The 22,688-nt window shown below is 42.9% G+C and carries 18 protein-coding genes; 3 read left to right on the top strand and 15 right to left on the bottom strand.

Annotated features, from left to right (window positions below; genetic code table 11):
* The coding region (locus QUB06_RS19730) for a hypothetical protein (protein ID WP_333436695.1) at positions 1-1,277 on the top strand (1,277 nt) is incomplete at its 5' end.
* A 499-nt stretch (positions 1,278-1,776) separates the two neighbouring features.
* Positions 1,777-3,342, top strand: coding sequence for an FAD-dependent oxidoreductase (locus QUB06_RS19725; RefSeq protein ID WP_333436694.1), 1,566 nt, complete (start codon positions 1,777-1,779; stop codon positions 3,340-3,342).
* A 90-nt stretch (positions 3,343-3,432) separates the two neighbouring features.
* On the opposite strand, the gene QUB06_RS19720 is transcribed toward QUB06_RS19725, so the two are convergent.
* Positions 3,433-4,302 carry a lipid kinase gene (locus QUB06_RS19720; RefSeq protein WP_333436693.1) on the bottom strand — a complete coding sequence of 290 codons (870 nt, stop codon included), beginning with the start codon at positions 4,300-4,302 and terminating at the stop codon, positions 3,433-3,435.
* Between the two features lie 228 nt (positions 4,303-4,530).
* Between QUB06_RS19720 and QUB06_RS19715 the strand changes: the two genes are divergently transcribed.
* Entirely contained in the window at positions 4,531-5,829 is a 1,299-nt protein-coding gene (locus tag QUB06_RS19715) for a HEAT repeat domain-containing protein (protein WP_333436692.1), read from the top strand.
* Between the two features lie 130 nt (positions 5,830-5,959).
* Here the strand turns inward: QUB06_RS19715 and QUB06_RS19710 are convergent, their stop codons facing one another.
* The 14 genes from QUB06_RS19710 to QUB06_RS19645 all read right to left on the bottom strand — a co-directional run bounded on the left by QUB06_RS19710 (position 5,960) and on the right by QUB06_RS19645 (position 22,463).
* Positions 5,960-7,096 carry an aminotransferase class I/II-fold pyridoxal phosphate-dependent enzyme gene (locus tag QUB06_RS19710; protein WP_333436691.1) on the bottom strand — a complete coding sequence of 379 codons (1,137 nt, stop codon included), beginning with the start codon at positions 7,094-7,096 and terminating at the stop codon, positions 5,960-5,962.
* Between the two features lies 1 nt (position 7,097).
* Positions 7,098-8,174, bottom strand: a complete 1,077-nt coding sequence (locus tag QUB06_RS19705) for a GNAT family N-acetyltransferase (RefSeq protein ID WP_333436690.1) — start codon at positions 8,172-8,174, stop codon at positions 7,098-7,100.
* Positions 8,175-8,176: 2 nt separating this feature from the next.
* On the bottom strand, positions 8,177-8,947 hold the full coding sequence (locus tag QUB06_RS19700; protein ID WP_333436689.1) for a GNAT family N-acetyltransferase: 771 nt from the start codon (positions 8,945-8,947) through the stop codon (positions 8,177-8,179).
* The gene (locus tag QUB06_RS19695; protein ID WP_333436688.1) at positions 8,919-9,566 is read right to left on the bottom strand and encodes a sugar transferase; all 648 of its coding nucleotides are present in this window, start codon (positions 9,564-9,566) and stop codon (positions 8,919-8,921) included. The genes QUB06_RS19700 and QUB06_RS19695 overlap by 29 nt, the downstream gene beginning before the upstream one ends.
* A gap of 35 nt (positions 9,567-9,601) precedes the next feature.
* Entirely contained in the window at positions 9,602-10,588 is a 987-nt protein-coding gene (locus tag QUB06_RS19690; RefSeq protein ID WP_333436687.1) for an ATP-grasp domain-containing protein, read from the bottom strand.
* 10 nt (positions 10,589-10,598) lie between these two features.
* Positions 10,599-11,240: a sugar transferase gene (locus QUB06_RS19685; protein ID WP_333436686.1), complete on the bottom strand. Its 642-nt coding sequence runs from the start codon at positions 11,238-11,240 to the stop codon at positions 10,599-10,601.
* Between the two features lie 92 nt (positions 11,241-11,332).
* The gene (locus tag QUB06_RS19680) at positions 11,333-12,469 is read right to left on the bottom strand and encodes a glycosyltransferase family 4 protein (protein WP_333436685.1); all 1,137 of its coding nucleotides are present in this window, start codon (positions 12,467-12,469) and stop codon (positions 11,333-11,335) included.
* Positions 12,466-13,653: a glycosyltransferase family 4 protein gene (locus tag QUB06_RS19675; RefSeq protein ID WP_333436684.1), complete on the bottom strand. Its 1,188-nt coding sequence runs from the start codon at positions 13,651-13,653 to the stop codon at positions 12,466-12,468. The genes QUB06_RS19680 and QUB06_RS19675 overlap by 4 nt, the downstream gene beginning before the upstream one ends.
* A gap of 66 nt (positions 13,654-13,719) precedes the next feature.
* The gene (locus QUB06_RS19670; RefSeq protein WP_333436683.1) at positions 13,720-14,913 is read right to left on the bottom strand and encodes a hypothetical protein; all 1,194 of its coding nucleotides are present in this window, start codon (positions 14,911-14,913) and stop codon (positions 13,720-13,722) included.
* Positions 14,910-16,274, bottom strand: a complete 1,365-nt coding sequence (locus QUB06_RS19665; protein ID WP_333436682.1) for an O-antigen ligase family protein — start codon at positions 16,272-16,274, stop codon at positions 14,910-14,912. Before QUB06_RS19665 ends, QUB06_RS19670 begins: the two co-directional genes overlap by 4 nt.
* The gene (locus QUB06_RS19660; RefSeq protein ID WP_333436681.1) at positions 16,271-17,476 is read right to left on the bottom strand and encodes a glycosyltransferase family 1 protein; all 1,206 of its coding nucleotides are present in this window, start codon (positions 17,474-17,476) and stop codon (positions 16,271-16,273) included. The genes QUB06_RS19665 and QUB06_RS19660 overlap by 4 nt, the downstream gene beginning before the upstream one ends.
* A 91-nt stretch (positions 17,477-17,567) precedes the next feature.
* Positions 17,568-18,293, bottom strand: a complete 726-nt coding sequence (locus QUB06_RS19655) for a methyltransferase domain-containing protein (RefSeq protein ID WP_333436680.1) — start codon at positions 18,291-18,293, stop codon at positions 17,568-17,570.
* On the bottom strand, positions 18,283-19,605 hold the full coding sequence (locus QUB06_RS19650) for an oligosaccharide flippase family protein (protein ID WP_333436679.1): 1,323 nt from the start codon (positions 19,603-19,605) through the stop codon (positions 18,283-18,285). The genes QUB06_RS19655 and QUB06_RS19650 overlap by 11 nt, the downstream gene beginning before the upstream one ends.
* Positions 19,606-19,685: 80 nt before the next feature.
* The gene (locus tag QUB06_RS19645; RefSeq protein ID WP_333436678.1) at positions 19,686-22,463 is read right to left on the bottom strand and encodes a polysaccharide biosynthesis protein; all 2,778 of its coding nucleotides are present in this window, start codon (positions 22,461-22,463) and stop codon (positions 19,686-19,688) included.
* Positions 22,464-22,688 lie beyond the last annotated feature (225 nt).

Genomic DNA, 22,688 nt, shown 5'->3' with positions numbered 1-22,688 from the left:
CTCGACTTTTTTTGACGCTTTTATTGATTTTAACTATTTTACACTTATTCGGATATTTACAAAACCGGGATGCTCCCTGCTTTTATTCTGGCTTAAGAGAAACCTGGCCTCTTTTAGCTCTCGCTGTCGAGCGACAAAAAGTTAAAGGGCAGGATGCGGTTAATCTGTTGCTACCATTCTTGGATGGTGAGACTCAGATATCTATTGCTGGCCAAGTAGTAGAGACAATTCAAGAGTATTTGAAACAATCAGATGAGACGCAAAAACAACGGCTTATCATAGAACTACAAGCTCTGATTGGACTGGATGAAATTCTACCTGAGTTAAAGCCGTTAGCCGAATCAATGGGCCTAACTGTTGACGAGTTGGTAGGAGCATACATTACCGTTTACTCTGGCTATGGCTATTCAGGTTCTCGGCAAAATGAATATACCATTGACCAAATTAAAAAGTTACTGACTACTGCCACAGATGCCATAAAACAGGGTGATAAACCAAAGAGACCGTTGTGGTTTATCTTTAAATTCCCGTGGCCGTCTGATCTAGCTGTAATAGGACAGGCACGACAACTCTTAGAAGTAATTCTTGACAATTACTCGGAATCTTCAGAATTTGCCATTACCGAGCTAAGTGCTACTCTCTTCCTCAAGTTGTTGGTTTATGACACTCATCTACAAAAAATAGCACCTCGTTTGTTTAAAATTCTGCCACTTACTAAACTTTGGAAAATTAGAATACCTTGGCTTATTCCTGCTATATTCGGTGAATTTTCATCCGAATATCTATCCGTCCTGCAATCGTTAACGCACCACGAAGAAGAAGCTGTTTGTGTAGGAAGCGCACTTCTTTTAAAAGCTGTTATAGACTCAATAGAACACTATCCAGGTTCTAGAAAAAACGAATTTAACGGGTTAAAATCTATTCGCATAGATTCAAGTTTAGGAATGAGTTTTATTAATGATGACGACAGCAAACGTCGTCTGATAGGTATTACTCTTCTTACTTTGTCGTCAAACTATCCGGTTGAGAATGTCAATTACCGAAATCTAATCTGGGAGAACTTACAGCAACCCAAAACAGATGAAGAAGAGGTGGCTTGGAATCAATTATTACAAGAAATTTTGATGCCAGAGGAGAAATATCCTATGTGGCGTAAACTGCTAGAAGGAATTCTCGCAAAACCCTGGTTTTATAGCAGATCAGTATTAAGTGCAGCGATGGATCGATATCAAGAGATTGCTAAGACTGCCGATCTTATAATTCCTGAGATTGAATAGAAAATATTGGAATTGTTGTAAGGGCTTATAGGACTCATTGGGGATCTAAAGTGAGCTTAGGCGATCGCCGCTAATCTTTTCTGCATGAGCCTCACAAAACAAAGGTTAATTTTTAATGTAGCATGAGCTAAAGTTCTTTCAAAATTTTTAACGAGACTTTTACACCTTTCCATCCAAGAATTACTTCTTTCGATATTTTTTGGGTAGCAATCCAGTATAGTAACAGCATTTTTTCTTTACTAGCTGCTGTGCTAGCCCGATCGAGCCGATGCTCTAGTTGCTCAACTGTTTCCGGGCTTTCTACCTTAAGTTTGTTGGCGATATTTGCCCTCCTCTACTTTTAGCTTGTATTTAGTGTACCTTCCTAGTGAATTGGTATAAGCCCCAAATTCGTAGCAACCGGGTTTCTCGCCACCCCATGCGTAAGCCCTGAAACTGTCGGAAATGTTGATCTAAGCTAAATTATAAAAGATAAACCACTGTTTAATACTAAAACCCGATGTCCCTCACCGAACAAATCCTCTCCCAACTGCCAGGAGACGCCCTCGGAGGCCTGAGAAAAGTCGATCGACTCTGGGAAAACCTCAAACAAAACACCGCACCAGCACCCCAAGCAGTCAAACACAGCCAACAACCCCTCGAAACCCTCGACTTCGACATAGTTATCGGCGGCGGAACCCTAGGAATATTAATCGGTACAGCCTTAGCCGTGCGGGGTTGGCGAGTAGCCCTGCTCGAACGCGGCACCCTGCGAGGCCGCGAGCAAGAATGGAACATTTCTCGCAAAGAATTAGACGCATTCTTAGAACTAAATTTGCTCTCTGTTGAAGAGATAGAAAAGGCGATCGCCACCGAATACAACCCAGCCCGCATCAGCTTTGCCAACACCCCAGACATTTGGGTGCGCGACGTACTCAACATCGGAATCGACCCAGTTTACCTCCTAGAAACCCTCAAGCAGCGATTCCTCCAAGCGGGAGGAAAGCTATTTGAAAATACACCATTTAAAACAGCAACCATTCACCCGGATGGAGTCTTGGTAGAATCTGCAAATACCGATACACAACCTGCTACAAATTTATTTAAAACCAGATTATTATTAGACGCAATGGGACATTTTTCGCCCATTGTGCGCCAAGCAAGACAAGGCAAAAAACCCGACGCCGTATGTTTAGTAGTCGGCAGTTGCGCTCAAGGATACCCCAAAAACGACACTGGCGATATATTTGCATCCTTCACCCCAATGCAAAATCAGTGCCAATATTTTTGGGAAGCATTTCCAGCCAGAGACGGCCGCACAACCTACTTATTTACCTACATAGACGCCGACACAGAAAGATTCAGTTTAGAAACATTATTTGAAGACTATTTGCGCTTGCTTCCCCAGTATCAAAACGTCGAACTCGAACAGTTAAAATTCCAAAGAGCACTTTACGGATTTTTCCCCTGCTATCGCCAAAGTCCTCTAAAAACGCCTTGGGATCGCATACTCCCAGTCGGAGACAGCAGCGGTAGCCAATCTCCCCTCAGCTTCGGCGGTTTCGGCGCAATGGTGCGCCACCTCAAACGCTTGACTCTAGGAATTGACGAAGCTTTGACAAGCGACAGTCTCAGCAAAAATTCCCTGGCACTTTTGCAACCCTATCAGCCGAATCTATCTGTCACCTGGTTGTTTCAGCGTTCGATGAGTGCTGCGATTAATCAAAAAATAGACCCCAATCAAATCAATCAACTTTTGGCGGCCGTGTTTCAGGTAATGGAAGAGTTGGGAGAACCGGTACTCAAACCGTTTCTTCAGGATATCGTGCTGTTTCCGGCTTTGTCACAAACTCTGTTTAAAACCGCAATTAGCCATCCCGGATTAGTTATGAAAATCATCCCGCAGGTAGGAATAGCTAATTTGCTCGATTGGATGGTTCATTATCTAAATTTAGGAATTTATACGGGATTGCAGCCTTTGGGCAAAGCCGTAGAACCGCAGGTAAAAAATTTAGCACCGGAACAGCAATACTATTTTCACCGATTAGTTGAAGCGTGGCAATATGGCGCTGGAGGCGATTATTAAGTGAACAGCCTCTCTGGCTTGTTCCACAAGAAAATTACTCGTTACCAGGCTGGAGCCTAGGAACCAGTTAACTGATATATTAGTTGTGAGTTATGAAGGAGCTATAACTGCTAAAGCTTCGGGAATCACTCGGAATTTTGCAGGGGTGTGAGTTGTGATTTCACCATCGGTATTAATCGGACGGCGTTTGCTAGTATTCACCTCAAATTCTTGAGCGTGCAAGGCGCGAACGTTAGGCCAACTGGTATGATTTCCTTGCCTCATAGCTGGCAGCAAAGCAATAATTTCCCACCAGTTTTTTGTTTCCAAACTGTACAAATCCAGTCGCTTGTCGTCGATTGTGGCATCCTCGGCAACTGTCATGCCACCGCCGTAGTAGCGGCCGTTGCCAATGGCAATTTGAATAGTTTTAACATTAAAAGATTGGTTTTTGATCTTAATTTGTGCTCGGAACGGTCGCGCTGAAAAAATTGTCTGCAAAGCAGTAAAAGCATAAGCTAACACTCCCCAGCGCTGCTTTACGTCTTTAGTCAGCCGCTGGGTAATTTCCACGCTTAGTCCCAAACTGGCAACATTAAAAAAATATTGGCTGTTAACCCAACCCAAGTCTATTAGCCGAACTTTACCGCTGGCAATTACTTGACAAGCTGCTGATAAATCTGTAGGAATCCCCAGAGTGCGGGCTAGGTCGTTAGCTGTTCCCATCGGCAAAATACCCAAGGGTAACTTCGTGTCTATCAAACCTTCTATGGCGGCGTTGAGAGTGCCGTCGCCACCGCCGATTATTACTAATTCGACTCGATTTTGGTAGCGGCGAATAGTGTCGGAAAGTTCGTGGGCGTGGTCGGTAGATTCTACCATTAACTCAAAACCCAGTGTTTCTAATTCTACAGTGGCTTGAGATAATAGCTTTTGCCCTTTTCGGGAGTGCTGGTTTACTAAAAGTAGAGCTTTCTTCATTTGTTAATTTTTAATTAGGAATATTGCGTATTTTTAATGACAAAAAGTATAGCTTGATGCCTTAACTACATCAAATTAATGCTTTACTTCCATTTTACCAGTTATGATGGATTGACAAAAATGTTAAAAAATGGATAATTGTAGCAAAAGATTCGTACAAAGTAGTTCCCTCCCGCTCTGACCTAGCAGCAAAAAACCTCGCTTCTCGATCGAACTTAATTTAAAATCATGTATAATTTTTTACAAAAAGCGCAAGTCGCTGCCGATCGCCAAAACTGGCCAGGGTTAGTCGAATGCTTGCAGCAAGTGACAGCCAAAGCCGGCAAGCCGCAGGAACAACACATTTTAGAGCAAGCTGTCAGTTTAGCAATAGAAGCTTTAGAATGGGGCGATTTTCAAGATCGTTGGGAAATTGCTAAAGTATTGCCCAATCTGGGAAATGGCGCGATCGCACCTTTAATTGCCGTACTCGAAGACGAAGACGCTGACACCGAGCCCCGGTGGTTCGCCGCCCGCATTCTCGGAAAGTTCGATCGCCCGGAAGTGATTCAAGCTTTAGTAGAATTGGTCAAAAATTCCGACGAAGAATTGAGCCAAATCGCCGCCGAAACCCTAGGGAATTTCGGCCCGACAGCCATAGAATCCCTCGCAACTCTCCTACTCCAAGAAGACTCGCGACAGTTTGCCACAGCAGCACTCGCCCAAATTCGGCGCACCGAAACCATCCCGCCGCTGTTGAGCGTAGTCGCAGACTCTCAAGTTGCGGTGCGGGCGCACGCAATCGAGGCCCTGAGCAGCTTTCACGATTCCCGCATTCCGCCGGTACTGGTAGCAGCACTCAAAGATCCGGCGACAGCAGTCAGAAAAGAAGCCGTGCGAGCTCTCGGTGTGCGCGCCTATTTAGATGCAGAATTCGATTTAGTTAACTTGCTCAAACCTTTGCTTTCGGACATCCGATTAGAAGTTTGTCAGCAAGCGGCGATCGCGATCGGGCGAGTAAAAACCGATGCTGCAGCGGCTGCTTTATTTGAATTGTTGCGATCGCCAATAACTCCCGTTGAATTGCAAATCGAAACTGTGCGCGCCCTAAGCTGGATGGAAACTGCAACCGCTTTAGAATATTTGCATCAGACATTAATGGCGCAATTTACTCACATAAATTCTACTGTTTATCAAGAGATAGTCACTGTTTTAGGGCGGGTAGAAAAGCCGGAATTAAAAGCTGCTGCTGCTGAAATTCTGATTGATTTGCTGAAAACCGATCATCCGGCCGTGCAGGAGGCAGTTAGCAAAAAATCTTTAGCTTTAGGTTTAGGAAAATTAGGAGATATGAGAGGGCTAGATGCTCTGATTTCAATGTTGGGCGACGCAGACAGCAGCGTCAGGCTACACTGCATGGCAGCGCTCAAACAGCTAGGTGCTGCCGAGGCCAGGCAGCAATTAGAAAGCTTAGTGAAACAAGACAATCTCGAACCGAGATTGAAACAAGGAATTGCGATCGCCCTGCAAGAATGGCAAGAAAATTAATCAAAAGATAAAATACCCAAATCCCCAACTTCTTGAAAAAGTCGGGGATCTAATAGCGATCGCATCTTTCTTCTTCCTGACCTCCGTTACATCCGTTAGAGAATCTGTTGCCGAACTTCCTTCGGCTAGATCATCGATTTTCTTTGTGAATTTGGGCGATCGCACTTGTCACCCGCTCTAACTCTTCATCAGTTAAATTAGAGCCAGAAGGCAAGCAAAGCCCGTACTCAAATAACTCTTCCGCCACCGCACCGCCCATACATTCGCAATCAGCAAATACTGGCTGTAAGTGTAAAGGTTTCCAAACCGGACGCGCTTCTATTTTCTCTTGAGCAAGTGCGAGGCGAACTTGTTCTCTATCTGCACCGAAAGCGGCCGGATCGATCGTTAAACAAGTCAGCCAGCGAGTAGCGCGTCCAAAGGAAGCTTCCGGCATAAATTCAATTCCCGGCAAGTTTCCTAAAGCTTGTTTGTAAAAGTCAAAATTGCGCCGTCTAGCTTCCACTCGCTCTTCCAAAACCCGTAATTGACCGCGACCAATTCCCGCCAAAACATTGCTGAGACGATAATTGTAGCCAATTTCTGAATGTTGGTAATGAGGAGCGGGGTCGCGGGCTTGTGTTGCCAAAAAACGAGCTTTTTCTACCAGTTTTTGGTCATCGGAAACTAACATTCCGCCGCCGGAAGTGGTGATAATTTTATTACCGTTGAATGAGAAAATGCCTATTTTACCAAAGGTTCCAGGCGATCTCTTTTTGTAGCTAGCCCCTAGAGATTCGGCCGCATCTTCTATTAGCGGAATTTCATAAGCATTGCAAGCTTCTAGAATTGGGTCGATATCGCAACTTTGACCGTAGAGGTGTACGATCGCAACAGCTTTGGGTAATTTACCAATTTTTGCTCGTTTGTCAAGTGCTTCTCGTAACAAGTCGGGGTTGAGATTCCAAGAAGTGCGATCGCTATCAATAAAAACTGGTTTTGCGCCAAGATAAGTAATCGGGCTAGCAGTTGCAATAAAAGTCAGAGTCGAGCAAAAAACCTCATCTCCCGAACCGACACCAATTAATTGTAAAGCCAAATGCAAAGCTGCGGTTCCGGAACTAACAGCCGCTGCGTGTTTAGCGCCAACTACCTCGCAGAATTCTTGCTCGAAAGCATCCACATGGGGGCCGACGGGGGCGATCCAGTTGGTATCAAAGGCTTCTTTGACGAACTCTTGTTCGAGGGAACCCATGTGAGGTGTTGAAAGGAGAATTTGTTTGGTCATTTTATCTGCTGTTGGGAGAACGATAGGCTGGAAAAAAGTTTGACTTTAGGAGTTCTTTAGGCTCAATTTTTAAATATTTGCTCCTTAATCTGACCAGATAATTATATTTTTCTTCTTCGACAATCAAGCGCATCGTTAAGTATTTGTGCCTTTGGTTGGCAAACCCTGATTTGAAATGGAAAAGAGAATCTTTTTCGCCTCCAACTCCACCTCCCAGATGTAAGACTTCATTGCCGCGCTCTTTTGCCCATAATCGAGTATAATCTATTTGTAAGCTGTTAGGAGATTGTTTTAAAAATTTGTTTTGCGTGGCAGTAAAGATACTCTGAACGATACCGCAACATTCTGTATATAAACCACCGCTGGCGATTTCCCCCTGAAATTCAACCAGGCATAGGTGCATTTTTTCCCCAAAGGCATCTGCCATATTCAGCAAATACTCTAAGTTGAAAGAATAATAATACTCTGCAGCTTCTACGCGCTGCATAGTTATTTGATAAATTTCGATAAATTTATCGATATATAGCTTAACTGGCACCATTTTTGCTGTAAAACCGGCCTGCTTGCACTTAGTTATTGACTGTCGCTGATTGCGTCTAGTATTCTGCCACATTTCGGCTTCAGAAATTCGCAAGTCAATAGAGACAGTTTCTCCAGTGATTTGGCAAATATCTGGATTTAATATTTGGTCTAACCCTTCATTAAGTATAGGATGCAGCCGAAAGAAAGCCGAACAGACCTTTTTGGCGCGTAACACCCGCGTTAACTCATTTATTGCTGAATTCACAAACTCAGGTGTAGCAGCAGCTTCGTTCAACAGAATTCCCGGATAGCCATAAGGTGATACCACATCAAATACTTCTGGTATATTCTCTTCCCATACTCGATCGCACGGGCGCACAAGATAGGACAAAAAGAACATTTTTTCATCATCAACTATTAAAATAGCCTCTGGCTTATATTCAGTTCTTTTTGCTTCTAAATTTACATACTCTGGCCAATGATAAATATCATGGCATATTTTTTGCAGGGTAGAAATCCACCAACTACTTGACAAATTTACAATTTGTATATCCATATTTAGATAATTTTTTGCAGATTCAAAAAATTTATGGGTTGATTTGGCAGATCGGAAATTATGCGATCGGATCTAACAAAAATCTTGAGCCGATTTGGCTCGATTGATTTTAAAGCATAGGTTAACCTGTCGTCTTTTAGACAACTGTAATCGGGTATGCGCCAGTAATCGTTGCCCAGCCTACCAATTTTGAGAAGACCTGAATTATTAACAGACAGCATTATATAGGAGAAGCCATAGCTATATTGCCATGCTTCGGCTTCCAGCCAATTTTTCACTTCAAACGAGCATTTTTGCGTGCCAAAGTAATCTATTGGTATTTCGTATAAAAATTTGGACTGCTTGATTTCATAACCGAGTTGTTTGTATAAACTTAAACCTGCTTCGTTATTGATATCCACATCTAAACTAATTTTTTTGATGTGATGATTTTGGCATTCTTCCAGGAGATAAGCTAACAGTTGTTTTGCTATACCTTGGCGTTGAAATTCAGGAGCAACAGCTAAATAATTTATACTTAAGGATTCCCCATAAATTTTAGCATTTACATATCCAGCTAGATTACCTGCTAAATTTACTGTAAAAAATTCGGGATATTTTTGAGTAAAATCGCCTTCTTCTATCACTTTACTAATGTATCGTGATACTAGAGGGCTTAAGAATATCCAATCGCATAGAAAATCTTTGGGAAAAGCCTTTTTATGTAGTATTTCTATACGGCAACTTTCCGATGGTAAAGCTTGTCTAACGATCGCACTGTTTTCTTTCATCATCTAAGTCCTTCATTATTTTACTGGGGACTACAGCAACTGATTCTCTTCGCAGAACTTTTTCAACTGTCTTAACCAAAATTTTTACATCCATAAATAAAGACCAATTTTCAACGTAGTACACATCAAAAGCAAGTCTTTCATCCCAGAATAGGTTATTCCGACCGTTAATTTGTGCTAATCCGGTAATGCCTGGAAGTACATCGTGCCGCTTTGTTTCTCGGTCAGAATAATAAGGTAAATATCTGGGCAAAAGCGGTCTTGGGCCAACAAAACTCATGTCGCCTTTGAGAACGTTCCAGAGTTGAGGAAGTTCGTCCAGACTGGTTTTACGCAAGAATTGACCGAGGGATGTAAGGCGTTGCTTATCGGGGAGCAAATTACCCTCGGCGTCGCGATCGTCCGTCATGGTGCGAAACTTGTAGACTTTAAAAATGCGACTGTCTTTGCCGGGACGCGCTTGGGTAAAAACAACTGGACTACCCATGCGGATATGGATAGCGATCGCAACTATCAACAGTATAGGAGAGAAAACCAAAAGGGCGATCGCTGCACCCAATCTATCGAATAACCACTTAATTAATCTGCTGAATTTGATAAGTGGTAATTGCTTGTTATTCATAGTTCATTTCTCTGCTTACCACCTATACTTTAAACTCACAATCCCATTTTTTCCTGACTTAAGAAGATCGCATCGTCATAGCGAAGCATCACAACATCTTCCTGCCAACCATCAATGCTTATTTCTGGATTTTTGCCTAAAATCATTTCGATAATCCAGCGTGGAAAGTTAGCACCTGCTGCAAAAGAAAGAGGATATCCCCCCCCAAAACGAGGATTAATTTCAGTAAATTTAATATCTCCATTGGGAAGCAGAAAACATTGAACGGTAATGCAGCCTAAAGCACCAGGTAAAGTATCTACAACTTTCTTGCCCGCTGCAATTAAAGCTGAATTCTTAACGGTTACTCCTTTACTAATTTCTCCCGCTCTTGTTTCTATGCGTAGTCTAGGTACAACTGAGCGTACCTGTCCTTGAAAATCAACTAAAATATCTAGCGTATATTCTTCTCCTACTAGCAATTCCTGGACAATAGCATTGGGGATATAATCTTTAAAAAAAGCCAATTCTTTGGCATTTTTTATTTTTGTCACTCCCACACTAGCACTGCCATCAGCCGGTTTAAGCAAAAAAGGATATTTAGCTTGAGAGTCAGCTAAAATCTGATCAGCATCTAAGATTTCTGGAGTTGGCAATCCCATTTTTTTGAAAAACTCGTAAGTTTTCGTTTTATCATTGCAAATGCCTGTAGTTTCAATTGATGAAACAACAATAGTTACACCTAATTTCTGGAAATCTTCTTTATGAACGGCTAGGGTATTTAGTTCTGTGTCAATCAGGGGAATGAGCAGTTTTATATCATATTTTTGGCAAATTTCCTTTAAAATACTGATATAGTTTGGGTCTTTTACACGAGGTACTAGCTCGTTGAAATCGCTGATAAAAGAAGCTGGGGCATTATTTTGTGAATCAGCAGTCACAATGCTACCAGTTAATCCCATATCTTTTAAAGTTTTCTTAAAAGCTTGGATCAGGGATACTCTTCTTCCTGCACTTGTAAAAAGGATGTTGAATTCGCTCATAAAATACCTCTTAATTACGATTTTGATTCCCAAGAAATTTAGGCATAGTTACCTTTTCGCTCTGATTAATTCCTTCTTGCTTGAAAACTTTGATTACTGTTAACCAAAGAATTTTCAGATCGAGCCAGAGACTCCAGTTGTCTATATACCACACATCCAATTTAAATTTTTCCTCCCAAGTGATAGAATTGCGCCCATTAACCTGCGCCCAGCCAGTAATACCTGGTTCTACTTCATGACGACGTGCTTGTTCGGGACTATAGCGATCTAAGTATTCTACCAGTAGAGGTCGAGGCCCTACAAAACTCATGTCGCCTATGAAAACATTCCAGAGTTGAGGAAGTTCGTCCAAGCTCGTTTTACGCAACAAGCGACCAAAGGCTGTAAGCCTTTGTTTACTGGGCAAAAGATTGCCATCAGAATCGCAGTCATTGGTCATGGTGCGAAATTTGTAGAAGTTAAAAATCCGACCATTTTTCCCCGGTCGGGATTGCATAAACATAATTGGTCTACCCATGCGAATATAGATAGCGATCGCTACTATCAGCATCACGGGAGATAAAATTAGCAGCGCGATCGCCGCGAACATTCTATCTAATAGAAACTTCACAAACTTGGTCGGTTTGGTGCTTGGTAATTGGTAATTAGTCATGGTTCTTAGTGTGTTCTTAGTGAATAACTAACAAAAGATTTCTCCGCAGATAAATTATCAACCGTTTCCTGTAAACAAAATATTATACCTTCCTAAGCTAAAGCTTCAGCATAAAGTTCTTCATGTAGCTTGATCACCTGGCTCACATCGTAAGCAGCCATCCGTTCTCGTCCCTGCTTGCCCATAGTCTTAGCCTCTTCAGGACGATCTAACACCCAAGCCATTGCTTTTGCGATTCCTTCTATATCCCCCACTTCTACCAGAAGACCGCAACCTCCTTCTAGTAATTCTTGAGTACCGCGAATTTTAGTACCAATTACAGGAATTTCCATTGACAAAGACTCCATAACGCTTCTAGGTAAACCTTCCTGTTCGGAAGCTAGGATATTTGCTACTGAAGCTCGCATTAAAGTAGGAATATCATCGCGCCTACCTAAAAAGTGTACTATATTTTTGACTCCCAAATCCGATGCTAATTTCTGCATTTCCTCTAATAGTCGTCCACGACCGGCCAATACTAAATGTACTTCCGGTCTAGCCAACTTGGCAAATGCTTGAATTACATCTCGATGATGTTTGCGAGCAATAAATTCAGCTACGCACAAAAACAGAGGAGTTCCTTCAGCTACTCCCAACTCCTGACGCACTCGCCCTACCTCTGATTCTGCTACAACATCCGGGTTGTAATATTTTAAATCTACACCAATTCCTGGCATATAGCGAATACGTTCTGGGGGCAAAATATTATATTTCTTGGCTGTTAACTCATCCTCGCGATTAATTAATGTTAAATAGTCTGTCCAATTCCCAGCTATTTTTTCTAAAGTTAGAAAAATAGCATTTTTTAAGGCTTTTCCGCCTGGATGAAAGTGAAAGCCGTGAGCAGTATAAATGACCTTACATTTCCCCTGCTTTCTTAAATTATTAACAGCGTATCGGCCAACAAAAGCAGCCACAGGAGTATGTACGTGAACGATATCGTAGTTCCCTTGTGCCATTACTTCTCGAATTGCTTGTGGAGCAAGGATCAGATTTTTAGGATCTAAGGGATTGCGCGACCATTCGATTTCCCAAACTCGGTTAAAAGCTTGTAAACATTCAGGGGATTTAGAAACACCTTGAGCCATTGCATCTACTTGCCAACCTTTGCTGCGGAAGTGGTAAGCAAAAGGCAACAGGAAAGCGCGGAGAGTTGCTGCTATCGTAGTTACTACTAAAAGGCGGGTCATTTTTTTTGCCTCAACCATACTTCTGTGATTTCCCGGACGTGGCGATAAAATTCAATCCGTTGTTTTTCGAGAATTTCATCTCTATATTCTTTGGCTGTTTCTAAGTTACCCGCTGACATTTTGGCCATACGAGCGGGCTCGGTTATTACTTGGCGAATTTTAGTTGCCAATGCTGTTACATTGCCGGGGGGCACCATATCTTCCGGGGGTAGCAATTCCGGTATGCCTCCTACTGTGGAGCCAATACAAGGCAATGCTCGCGCCATTGCTTCTACCATTGCTCTCGGTAAACCTTCTTGGTGGGAAGGCAGAACAAACAGATCGGCACGATCCAATTGGGCCATTACTGCATCACCACCAGATAACTGACCCAGGAAAGATACTCGCTCTTCTATGCCAAGGGATTTGGCTCTAGCTTCCAATTCCGATCGATGTTTGCCATCTCCAATCAAAGTTAATTTTAGGTCTAATCCCTCTTGCACGCAAGCCCCAACTGCATCGATCAACACATCGGGTGCTTTATAAAGTTGAGCGAGCGTACCGACAAAAACTAGATTAAATGTGCCTTCTTGACGAGGTACACGAGGGGAAGAAACCAGCGTGCGTTCTGGAATGTCTACATCTGATACACCTACGGAAAAGTTAGCACAAGGGTATCGTTGCTGCAAAGCGTTTTTGGTAACATAAGCTGCTGCTGCTGCTTCTCTACAATGCCGCCGCAGTCTTCGGGGAGATGACCAGCGAAAAAACGGGCGCAGGGGATGTTTTACCGACCCCGGTGCAAAGACATCATAAGGGTCTGCTACTACTTCCACGGCATAAGGACGCCCCGCTTTGTGTAGCATGGATTGGATAGGGGAGGCGATCGTAGAACCAACGCGCAATATTACCGCATCGTTTGGTTTGACTGCATTTCTGGCACTGCGCTGCACTTGCCATGCCTTGAGCAAATATTGCCAAGGGCCAATGTAATAAGGTATGGCCGCAAAGTCAACTCCTTCTCCATTTGCTTGTTTCCAGTCGGAAGGCACATTTGGGACATCTCGCACGCGGGCTACGACACGCACGCGATCGAATACTTGTAAGTATCGCGTCCAAAAGGAATAGGGGAAGGTTGTTTGCGTCCATACCTTGCCATCTGGCGTGCGATCGAAGCGATATTCCACAGTTACGACAACATTCATAGCGGGAAGAAAGGGGCTAGGGGCATTTGAATTAGGGAATGATAGGCCATAAAAGAACGAGCGAATCTAAAGTTCCTTAGTTGCTTGATAAACTGCCACATCTAAAGGTTTAAGAGAGCCAGATAGGCGAGTGCCGTTTAATGCTAGATTGTCAGGATTATTTTCAAACATACGTTTGAGTTGCGTAATTTTTGATGGGATGGCGACCGATACTTCTTGGCGATCGTAAGAACGGTTAACTACTATCACTAATGCTTTGTTTTGATAAGTCCATATTCCAGCTATTACCTTTTCTATACCTACATCAATTATTTTTATATCTCCCTCTAACAATAGGGAATCAATGGTTTTTATTTCTGGCACTAAAGTCTTCATTTTTGCCCACAAATCCGGGTGGGATGGTAGATGCCAACCTGTATCGTGATAAGTGTAGTAAATAATTCCTTTTGCACCTGCTAACAGGGCTTGATAGGTCATATTTCTCACTTCATCAAAAGTTGGGATGCGGAGGGGACGGAGTTTTCCTTGTTTTCTTCTTCGCCAAGCAAAAGCTTGTACGTTAGCATAAACAGCCTTCTGGTATGGAGCAACTGCATCGCGGACAAGGGAAACCCGATCGTAGGTTAATGATATCTCATCATCTCCGTTACCAATAGGATAAGACTGCATGGCAATTACATCAGCACAACTGGCAAATTCTTTAATTTTATTTGAATAACCGCTGATATAAGTGATATGATTTGGATCGTTTAATTTCACTTGTTGGTGAAATTTTAACACTTCTTGGGGAACGAGTTTACCATTATCAACATCATCCGCAATATTCCAACCCAAAACCGCAGGTTTTTCTTTGAAGGAATTGACCATATTAACTAACCCAATCCCTTGTTCGCTCACAACATAAATCCCAAGGCGCTCCGCTTCATTCAAAAATCGATCGTAACTATTAACTTCTGTTGCGGAAGCATGAATCGTGTTGAATCCAGCCGCTGCAATATCCCGCATATCTTTGATTAATTCTTCTGGTTTTGATTTCCAAGAAACGTGATAAAATCCGAACGGGAAAAATGGTTTACCATTAACTATGGTGATACCGTTAACAATATTTACGCTCTTATTTTTTAACGATTGATTTATAGTGGCTGCTTGAGAAGAGCAGGCTAAATTATTATTTGTTGTAATTGCTACACTTATTACTAGCATTACCACAAATAATGCTACCAATGTATAGATTTTATACCAGTTTTTTCGCTTGCTCATATTGTTTCGCTTAAGCCTTTGGAGTTAGGTAAAGATTCTTCTAGTAAATAAGGAGTTCTCAGGACAATTGCTACCGAACTGAGATAAAGTCCGAGAAACTGACCTAGAGCGGGTACGGGATAAAAAGTTTCTTGACTAACAGCGGTAAGTAAAAAAGTAACTGTTCCCCATAAAAAAGGTTTTTCTTTGATTTCTATCTTATACAAATAGAAGAGAATCATCCCAAATAATATGGCAAATATGCCCACACCTATCAAACCTGTTTCGGAAGTAATTTGTAGATAAAGCATATGGGCATTGTCGCCTCGATCGATCGCCGAACCAAAACCATTTCCGACAATCCAACTAACTTGATTGTCATCTAATGCAGCCAGGTGAGCAGCCCATCTTTCATCCCTTCCACTTAAATTGTCAGTGTTATTAGCTTGGAACACGGTTAATTGGCGATCGATAATTGAGCCTTCGTAGGAATTTAGCTCAATACCTTTCAACCCTAAAGCAGATGCCAGTACAGGTAAAATCCATGCCATATTAATAATTATTAAAACATAAAATGGTTTGGTTACCAAATAAAGTAATACTAAAAATAGGATAGCTGCGAATCCAGAACGAGACTCGCTGATAAATACAGTTAGTGCAGAAAGAATAAGGAAAGTAGTGTTAGATATATCCTTTTTTTGACTGCTGCCTAAGTGCAATCTCAAAATCAGAAGCATCATTACTTGGGCAGCAACATAAGCATGGTTGTAACCGACAAAACCTAAACCCTTAGTGCCAATCTCACCAACATTACCATAGTATTGCCAAGCTCCCACCTTCGGTAAATGGGCAGTGATTAATGAGAGAGGTATTACACCAGCATAGGTTAAGAAAACTCCCAAGCAAACAAAAATTAGTACACCATCAACAATTTGCCTCATTTTCTGAAGTCGCTCTGGTGTTAATGGAATACGAGCAATTAACCAAAATGAACTAAAGTATTGCACTAAGCGATAAAGTTGGAAAGCGCCAAAAGGAGGACCAACGGCATTGGGTTCGGCAGTAGCCAAGTAACAAAGATAGGATAGGATGATTCCCAACAAAATAATTATAAAAATCGAAAATATTTTTTTATTTGGCAGAGATAGAGGGGTAGTATATCGACGACATCGGATAAAGGTGAAGATAATGAAAAAGAATGCTAAATCAGAAAAACAAGGCCAAAGTGCCCAAGGCCCTATCGGTAATATCGGGACTGTGAAACTTTGGGAGAGCAAATAACAGCATAAACCAAAAAACAACCATTTTGTGCGTTGTAACTGCGATGACGATATAGCCGTAGAGTTAGGTATAACAGATTTAGTTTGGGTTTTTAACTTCATTGAACGATCGCTCCTGTGTAAAGTGCCTCCAATTGTTTAACGCTATTATGAATATTGAACGAACTTTTCTCAACCACTTGATAAGCTTCGGTTTGGGGAATTTTCGGTTTGGCTTTTTTAGTAGTTAGGATCGCCTCCGACCATTTCGATGCAGTTTTGGAAAGGGAAAGTCGTTGCATCAATGGCCGAACTACCTCTACTTCTTGAGTAATAACATCAGAAAAGATACAGGGTAAACCAGCAGCTTGCGCTTCCATCAAGACGAGAGGTAGTCCCTCGTGCAGGGAGGGCAAGAGGAACAGATCCATTGCCCCAACCATCAATTGAGGAACATCCGATCGCACGCCTGCCAACATAACGCGATCCCTCAAATTCATCTGATGAACTTTTTCCTGCATCTGCGCCCGCAAGGGGCCATCCCCCACCAATAAGAAGCGGATGTCAGCATCTTTCTTAGCTAGCAAACCAGCGATATCTAAGATAAAGTCATGGTTTTTTTGTTCTTCAAATCTACCAACATGACCGATCACAAAAGCCTCGGCAGGAATGCCCAATTGATTGCGTATTGCTTGTCGATCGACAGATTGGCTAAAAGGAGTCAAATCGACACCACAGTAAAGCACTCGCCAGCGCGGGTCATTTTCCCAATGGGAACCGAACAAAGATTGGGCAGATGGGCGACTGGCAGCTAAACCGATCGTGGCATGGCTAGAAATCAACCATTTCGTTAAATTCAAATACAATTTTCGCGTTGGGCTAGCCTTAGCTTCTACCGCAGAGGTATCGTTATGGCTGTGGGCTATGCGGATGGGTACACCAGCCTGCTTTGCTAACCGGAGAACGTAACCATTGAAGTGCTGAACGTGGCTGTGGACAATATCATACGATTCATTTTTCTGGAGAATCCGTTTAAAATTAGACTCGTAAAGCAACGGTTGGGATGGGCGAGGGCAAGATATAATCTGGCTGCCAAGAGTGCGAACTTCGTCATCGTAAGGGCAGGGTTTAGTGGTATGAACCAAAAAGTCTATCTGGAAGCGATCGCGATCGATATGTCTCAAAACGTGCATCAGCCAAGTTTCAATCCCGCCCCGATTCATGCCACCGACGACATGGAGAATGCGTAGGGGACGGCGATCGCGTTTTTCAGAGAGTATTTGATTCTTCGTCAACAGAGCATCTACGGGGTTTGCATATGGCATGATAAGTAACACGTGAACTGAAAACCAATCGAACTAATACTGAAATAACCAGCGCGATGCTGGCACCTCTCAACCTCTCAATCCCTCAACTCTATTTTGGGTGACAAATAATTACAATACCATCAGCCAGCAAAGGATATCGTGCTAATATTATATTTTTAATTTGCTCCTTGAAAAATTTGTTTGAGTGAGCGCTTGTGCACAACTGGATTGTATCAACAAATAGCCCAGCTTGATTTACCACTTTCCAAATTGTGTAGGGTGTAAACCAGTACCTATGGTCGGAATTGATAACCTCTACGTTTTTAAAGACCCGTCGAATATTACTGAACCTGAGAGCATTAGGAACAGTGATAACAATCTTTCCAATATTGTCTCCATAATTATAAATAAATTGGTTGAGAAAATAAACAGGATTATCAATATGTTCTAAAACCTCACCTAAAACCACGTAATCCCAGTATTTAGAAATAATTCTTTGATTTTTATCAGGAGAAATTATATCTCCAAAGTAAATATTAGAGACATGAAACTTTTCTCGAACAAAGTCAATACCTTCTTGGTTAATATCAATCCCCAAGCATTCTGATGCAATATTAGTCAAGCGCTGATGAAACCAAATACCAGATTGAATTCGGGACTCAATGAGTGGAACATGGTCAAGGCAGCCAATATGAAGCACACTTTTCCCCTTTACTATATCTTCAACAAATTCCATTCTTTCTCGGATGCGACCTAATTGCTCTATCGAGAGTGCAAATACATCGCTGAAAGATTTTCCATCAATATAAGAAAATGCTTTTGAGTCAAGTTTCATAACTACCTCTGCGGAGTTTGTATATGGCATGATAAGTAACACCAAAACTGAAAACCAATTGAATTAATGCTGAAATAACCAGCGCGATCGCTGCCCCTCGCACTCCCTGTGTTGGAATTAACCAGAGGCTAGCGATCGCAGAAGTCCCTGTTGCCAAAGCAAACAAAGGCATTAGCACCAGAAAGTACCTAGCTGCCGTCATCGCGGAGCCCAGGAAAGACGACACATATCCGATACCCGCAGCCACCATCAGCCACGCGAACAAATCTGCCCGCTCGGCATACTCCGGTTTATAGAGTAAAGTTAGGATTTCCCGGCCGGCAACAACAGCGACAAAAACGCCTCCCGCACCTAACATCAAGCCAATCCCCACCAGCTTGAGCAAAAGTGTGCGAAAAGCAGTGCTATTTCCCGCTGCATAATATTTTGCCAGCCGCGGACTTGCAGACTGCGCTAGGGGACTGACTACCATGTTCCCTGCAACCATCAGGTAAGATATTGCAGAGAAAATCCCCAGTTCCCGTTCGCCCAAATACCGCTCGATAAAGTATCGAGGAATGTTAGTATTCAGCGAAATCAACATCATCACCCAACCCAGAGGTAAAGCCAGCAAAACTAACTTTCCCAAAGTTTTTCCCTCCCAGCGCGGGTACAAGGGATTTTGGCTGTTTTCAGGTTCAGCATCGGCCACTAATAAATCTTCTCGCTCTCTCCCCTGCGAAGAATTATTTAAAATTAATCTACCATTCCGAATATCCCAGCCGAATAGGACTAAACCCCACGCAACTGCTAATCCGATCGCTCCCCCTACAACACTCCCAGTCAGAGAAACTCCGATGCCTAAAAGTAATAACGACAAAGGCCCTTTAATCATCAAGGCGATCGCAATTCGATCCATCCGTTCGTGTTGTTGAATCAAGCCATAAAACACATCGCTGATCGACTCAAAAGCCTTTGCCAGGGCGATCGCCAAAACCACCAGCGAAGTCTCCCACCGATATCCAGCGTTGAGCGTAATTCCGGCAATTATCAAAAGTGCTAGCGCGGTTGCAATTAACCTCAGACCCAGATAATCGCTAAAAACATACTCCCCTTTGGCATCTGTTGCTTGGATCTGACGCAATTGGAGATTGCTAAACATGATCACAGGTGCTGTAACCGCCAGGCCCAAGGTAAATTGACCCACCATTTCAGGACTGCCCAATTTAGCAAGCAACACCAACATCCCCCACTGGGAAGCCGCATAAACGAGGTGCCCAGTGAAAGTCCATGAAAAATTTCGGCGTAATGTTAGTGGTTTCAACTGTTGCATTAGTAGCTAATTACCTGCTTGCTAATTGGTGGATTCTCTATCGTGTATTTCCCATTTCAAAGTTATTCATAAATGCCCCCTTAACTTTTCGCACTCTTAGCCATCATCAATTTCCCTACCGCAGCACCTTCTACAGGCTTCGAGAAAAAGTATCCCTGCCCGTAGACGCACTTCATGGATTTTAGCTGAGCTATTTGCCACTTCGTTTCTACTCCTGTGGCAATCATGCCCATACCTAACTCCTGAGTGATTGCAACAATTTTATGAAGAACTTCTAAGTTGGGGTTGCTAGCATCCAGCCCGCTGACTAGAGAGCAATCTAGCTTCAAACTGTCAAATTTCCCATACTTCAGCCGCGTCAATTGGTAAAGGTGAGTTAATGATACATCACTAAGACCACAGTGGTCGATTTGTACTTGCACACCTAAAGTTTTAAGTTTGAGAAAAACAGCTCCAGCCAACTCGGAATTTTCCGTCACAACATATTCAGGAATTTCTAGCCTCAAACTCGGAGCAGCGAGATTTGTTTCTTTCAAAATTTTGGCAATCGTCTCAATTAAGTCAGCGTGAAAAAACTGTTTGCTAGTCAGATTCACGCTGACTGTTAAAGGAGGGTTAAGACGAAATTGCGACTGCCAAATCCGCATCTGGCTGCAAGCTTGCCGCAGTACCCACTCGCCAATAGGAACAATCAAGCCGGTTTCTTCTGCCGCTGGTAGGAATTCGTCTGGCCAAAGCAAACCTCGATTCGTGTGCTGCCAGCGCAACAGCGCTTCAAAACTACTAATCTTATTAGTTTCCAGGCAGACGATCGGCTGATAGTGAATCCGAAACTCCTCATTGGCAAGAGCCACCCGCAAATTATTCTCTAACTGAACAGATGCTGCACTGCTAATCTTGGCCGTCTCGGTTGTTTTTTGGGCTGTATTGGCGTGCAAATTGGCGGTTGAATACCCTGGTACGTACTCAGGCACTAACTGCTGTAGCATTGAGACAATTAAATTCGCATCATTACGATCGCTCGCTTGACAAAGGGCTTCTACTTCCTGGTCAATATTTTCTTTCACTAGGCGGCTGGCATTGCCAAGACTGAGAATTTTTTCGTGTTTAGTGCGGTTGTATTTCTCGCCCGGAATAAACAGCTCTTCAAACAATTTTTCTCCCGGCCGCAGCCCTGTAAACGCGATTTCTATGTCTTTGCCCACTTCATATCCTGAGAGCCGAATCAAATCTTTTGCTAAATCAAAAATTCTGACTGGTTCTCCCATCTCAAGCATGAAAACTTCCCCGCCATTGCCGATGACTGCTGCCTGCAAAACCAGTTGAACTGCTTCGGGAATTGTCATGAAATAGCGAGTGATATCTGGATGGGTAATTGTGATCGGCCCGCCCTCAGCAATTTGTCGCTTGAAAGTAGGTACGACGCTACCGCGGCTGCCAAGAACATTACCGAAACGAACCACTACAAATGGGTTTTTGCTTTTTTTGGCTGCTTGCAGCACCAGCATTTCGGCAACTCTTTTGCTAGCTCCCATAATGCTAGTTGGATTCACCGCTTTGTCGGTGGAAATCATCACAAATTGTTTCACATTGTATTTCAATGCCAGATCCAGCAGATTTTTCGTCCCCCGCACATTGTTAGTAATCGCTTCCGGCGGGTTTAATTCCATCATGGGTACGTGTTTGTGAGCGGCCGCATGAAAAATGATGTCTGGTCTCATTGTTAGAAAAACGTACTCTAAGCGCTCGCGAAAGCGAATATCGGCCATAAAGGCTGTCACGCGAGTAATATCTGTTGGGGTTTGGCTGGTTTTTTTGAGTTCTGACAGGGCTTTTCCTAATTCTTGTTGAATGTTGAATACAGAATTTTCTCCGTGTCCGACGATGATGATTTCCGCAGGAGCGCACTTTAATATTTGCCGACAAAGTTCGCTGCCGATGGAGCCACCCGCACCGGTAATTAGAACTTTCTTGCCTCCAATCAATCCCAAGACTTTCTCAACATCAGTTTGAATGGGTTCGCGGCGGAGCAAGTCCTCAATCTGTACTTCTCTGAGGCTACCTAAACTGACACGACCGTTGATGATTTCATTGATGCCGGGGAGGGTGCTGGTTGGAATTCCCATTGACTGACAAATTTCTACGATCTCCCTAATCTCTTTTCCCGGAGCTGAGGGGATGGCAATCATAACTTTGTCGATATTTAGCGATCGAACTACTTCCGGAATGTTACAGCGATTGCCGACTACAGTCAGTTTGCCAATCTGCTTGGAGATTTTTTTGCGGTCGTCGTCTATGAAAGCGATTGGATCGAGTCCTACCTCTGGACTCCTCTGCATCGTTTGCATCAGAGATGTGCCTGCACTGCCCGCACCGACTATCAGGACGCGATCGCGTTGCTGAACTTTCCACGATTTTTGGTTCCATCTTTCCAGGGCTGGAATGCTGAAACGAATCGCCCCCACTAACAAAAAGCTGATCATAGCGTCTAGTAGCGGCAGCGATCGTGGCAGATTGGCGATCGGCGAATTATTTAGCTGGTAGAGTTCTTGGAACAAGATAATTTCCCCTGCTAGGGATATACCTATCAGCATCGTTATTTGTGCCATTTCTTCCAGGCCCGCATACCGCCAGTAACGCTTGTAGAAGCCGCCGCCATAAAATACTGTAAGCTTTAGTGCTAAAAATAATACTGTAACTACCGCTAGGCTCTGTAGGTAGGGAGTCAGATTCAATATGCCATCTAAACGAATTGCCAAGGCCAGTAACGGTGCGATCGCAAAACAAATTGCATCGATTATCAAAAAATGACGGGTTCTTAATCCCACCAACACTTTGCTAATTTTTTTTCTGATCATATTCTTCCGACGCTATTAGACAACAACTTTACAGTAACTAGATCGAGTCCCTAATGCTGAGGTATTTTTTTATACCACCCTCTCCCCTTAAATTAATCAACCTTTTAATCGTCGGGCCTAACTCAAGTGATATTATGGTTAAGGAGAGATTATCAAGAATATGTCCCGTCTCTTAATTTATTTTTAGAGAGGATTTTTAGCTAAAATTTATAGATGCCACCTTAT

The sequence above is a fragment of the Microcoleus sp. D2_18a_D3 genome (genome assembly GCF_036702455.1).
Taxonomy (GTDB): domain Bacteria; phylum Cyanobacteriota; class Cyanobacteriia; order Cyanobacteriales; family Microcoleaceae; genus Microcoleus.
Note: the sequence above shows the minus strand (reverse complement) of the source record. Positions and strands in the feature narration are given on the sequence as shown.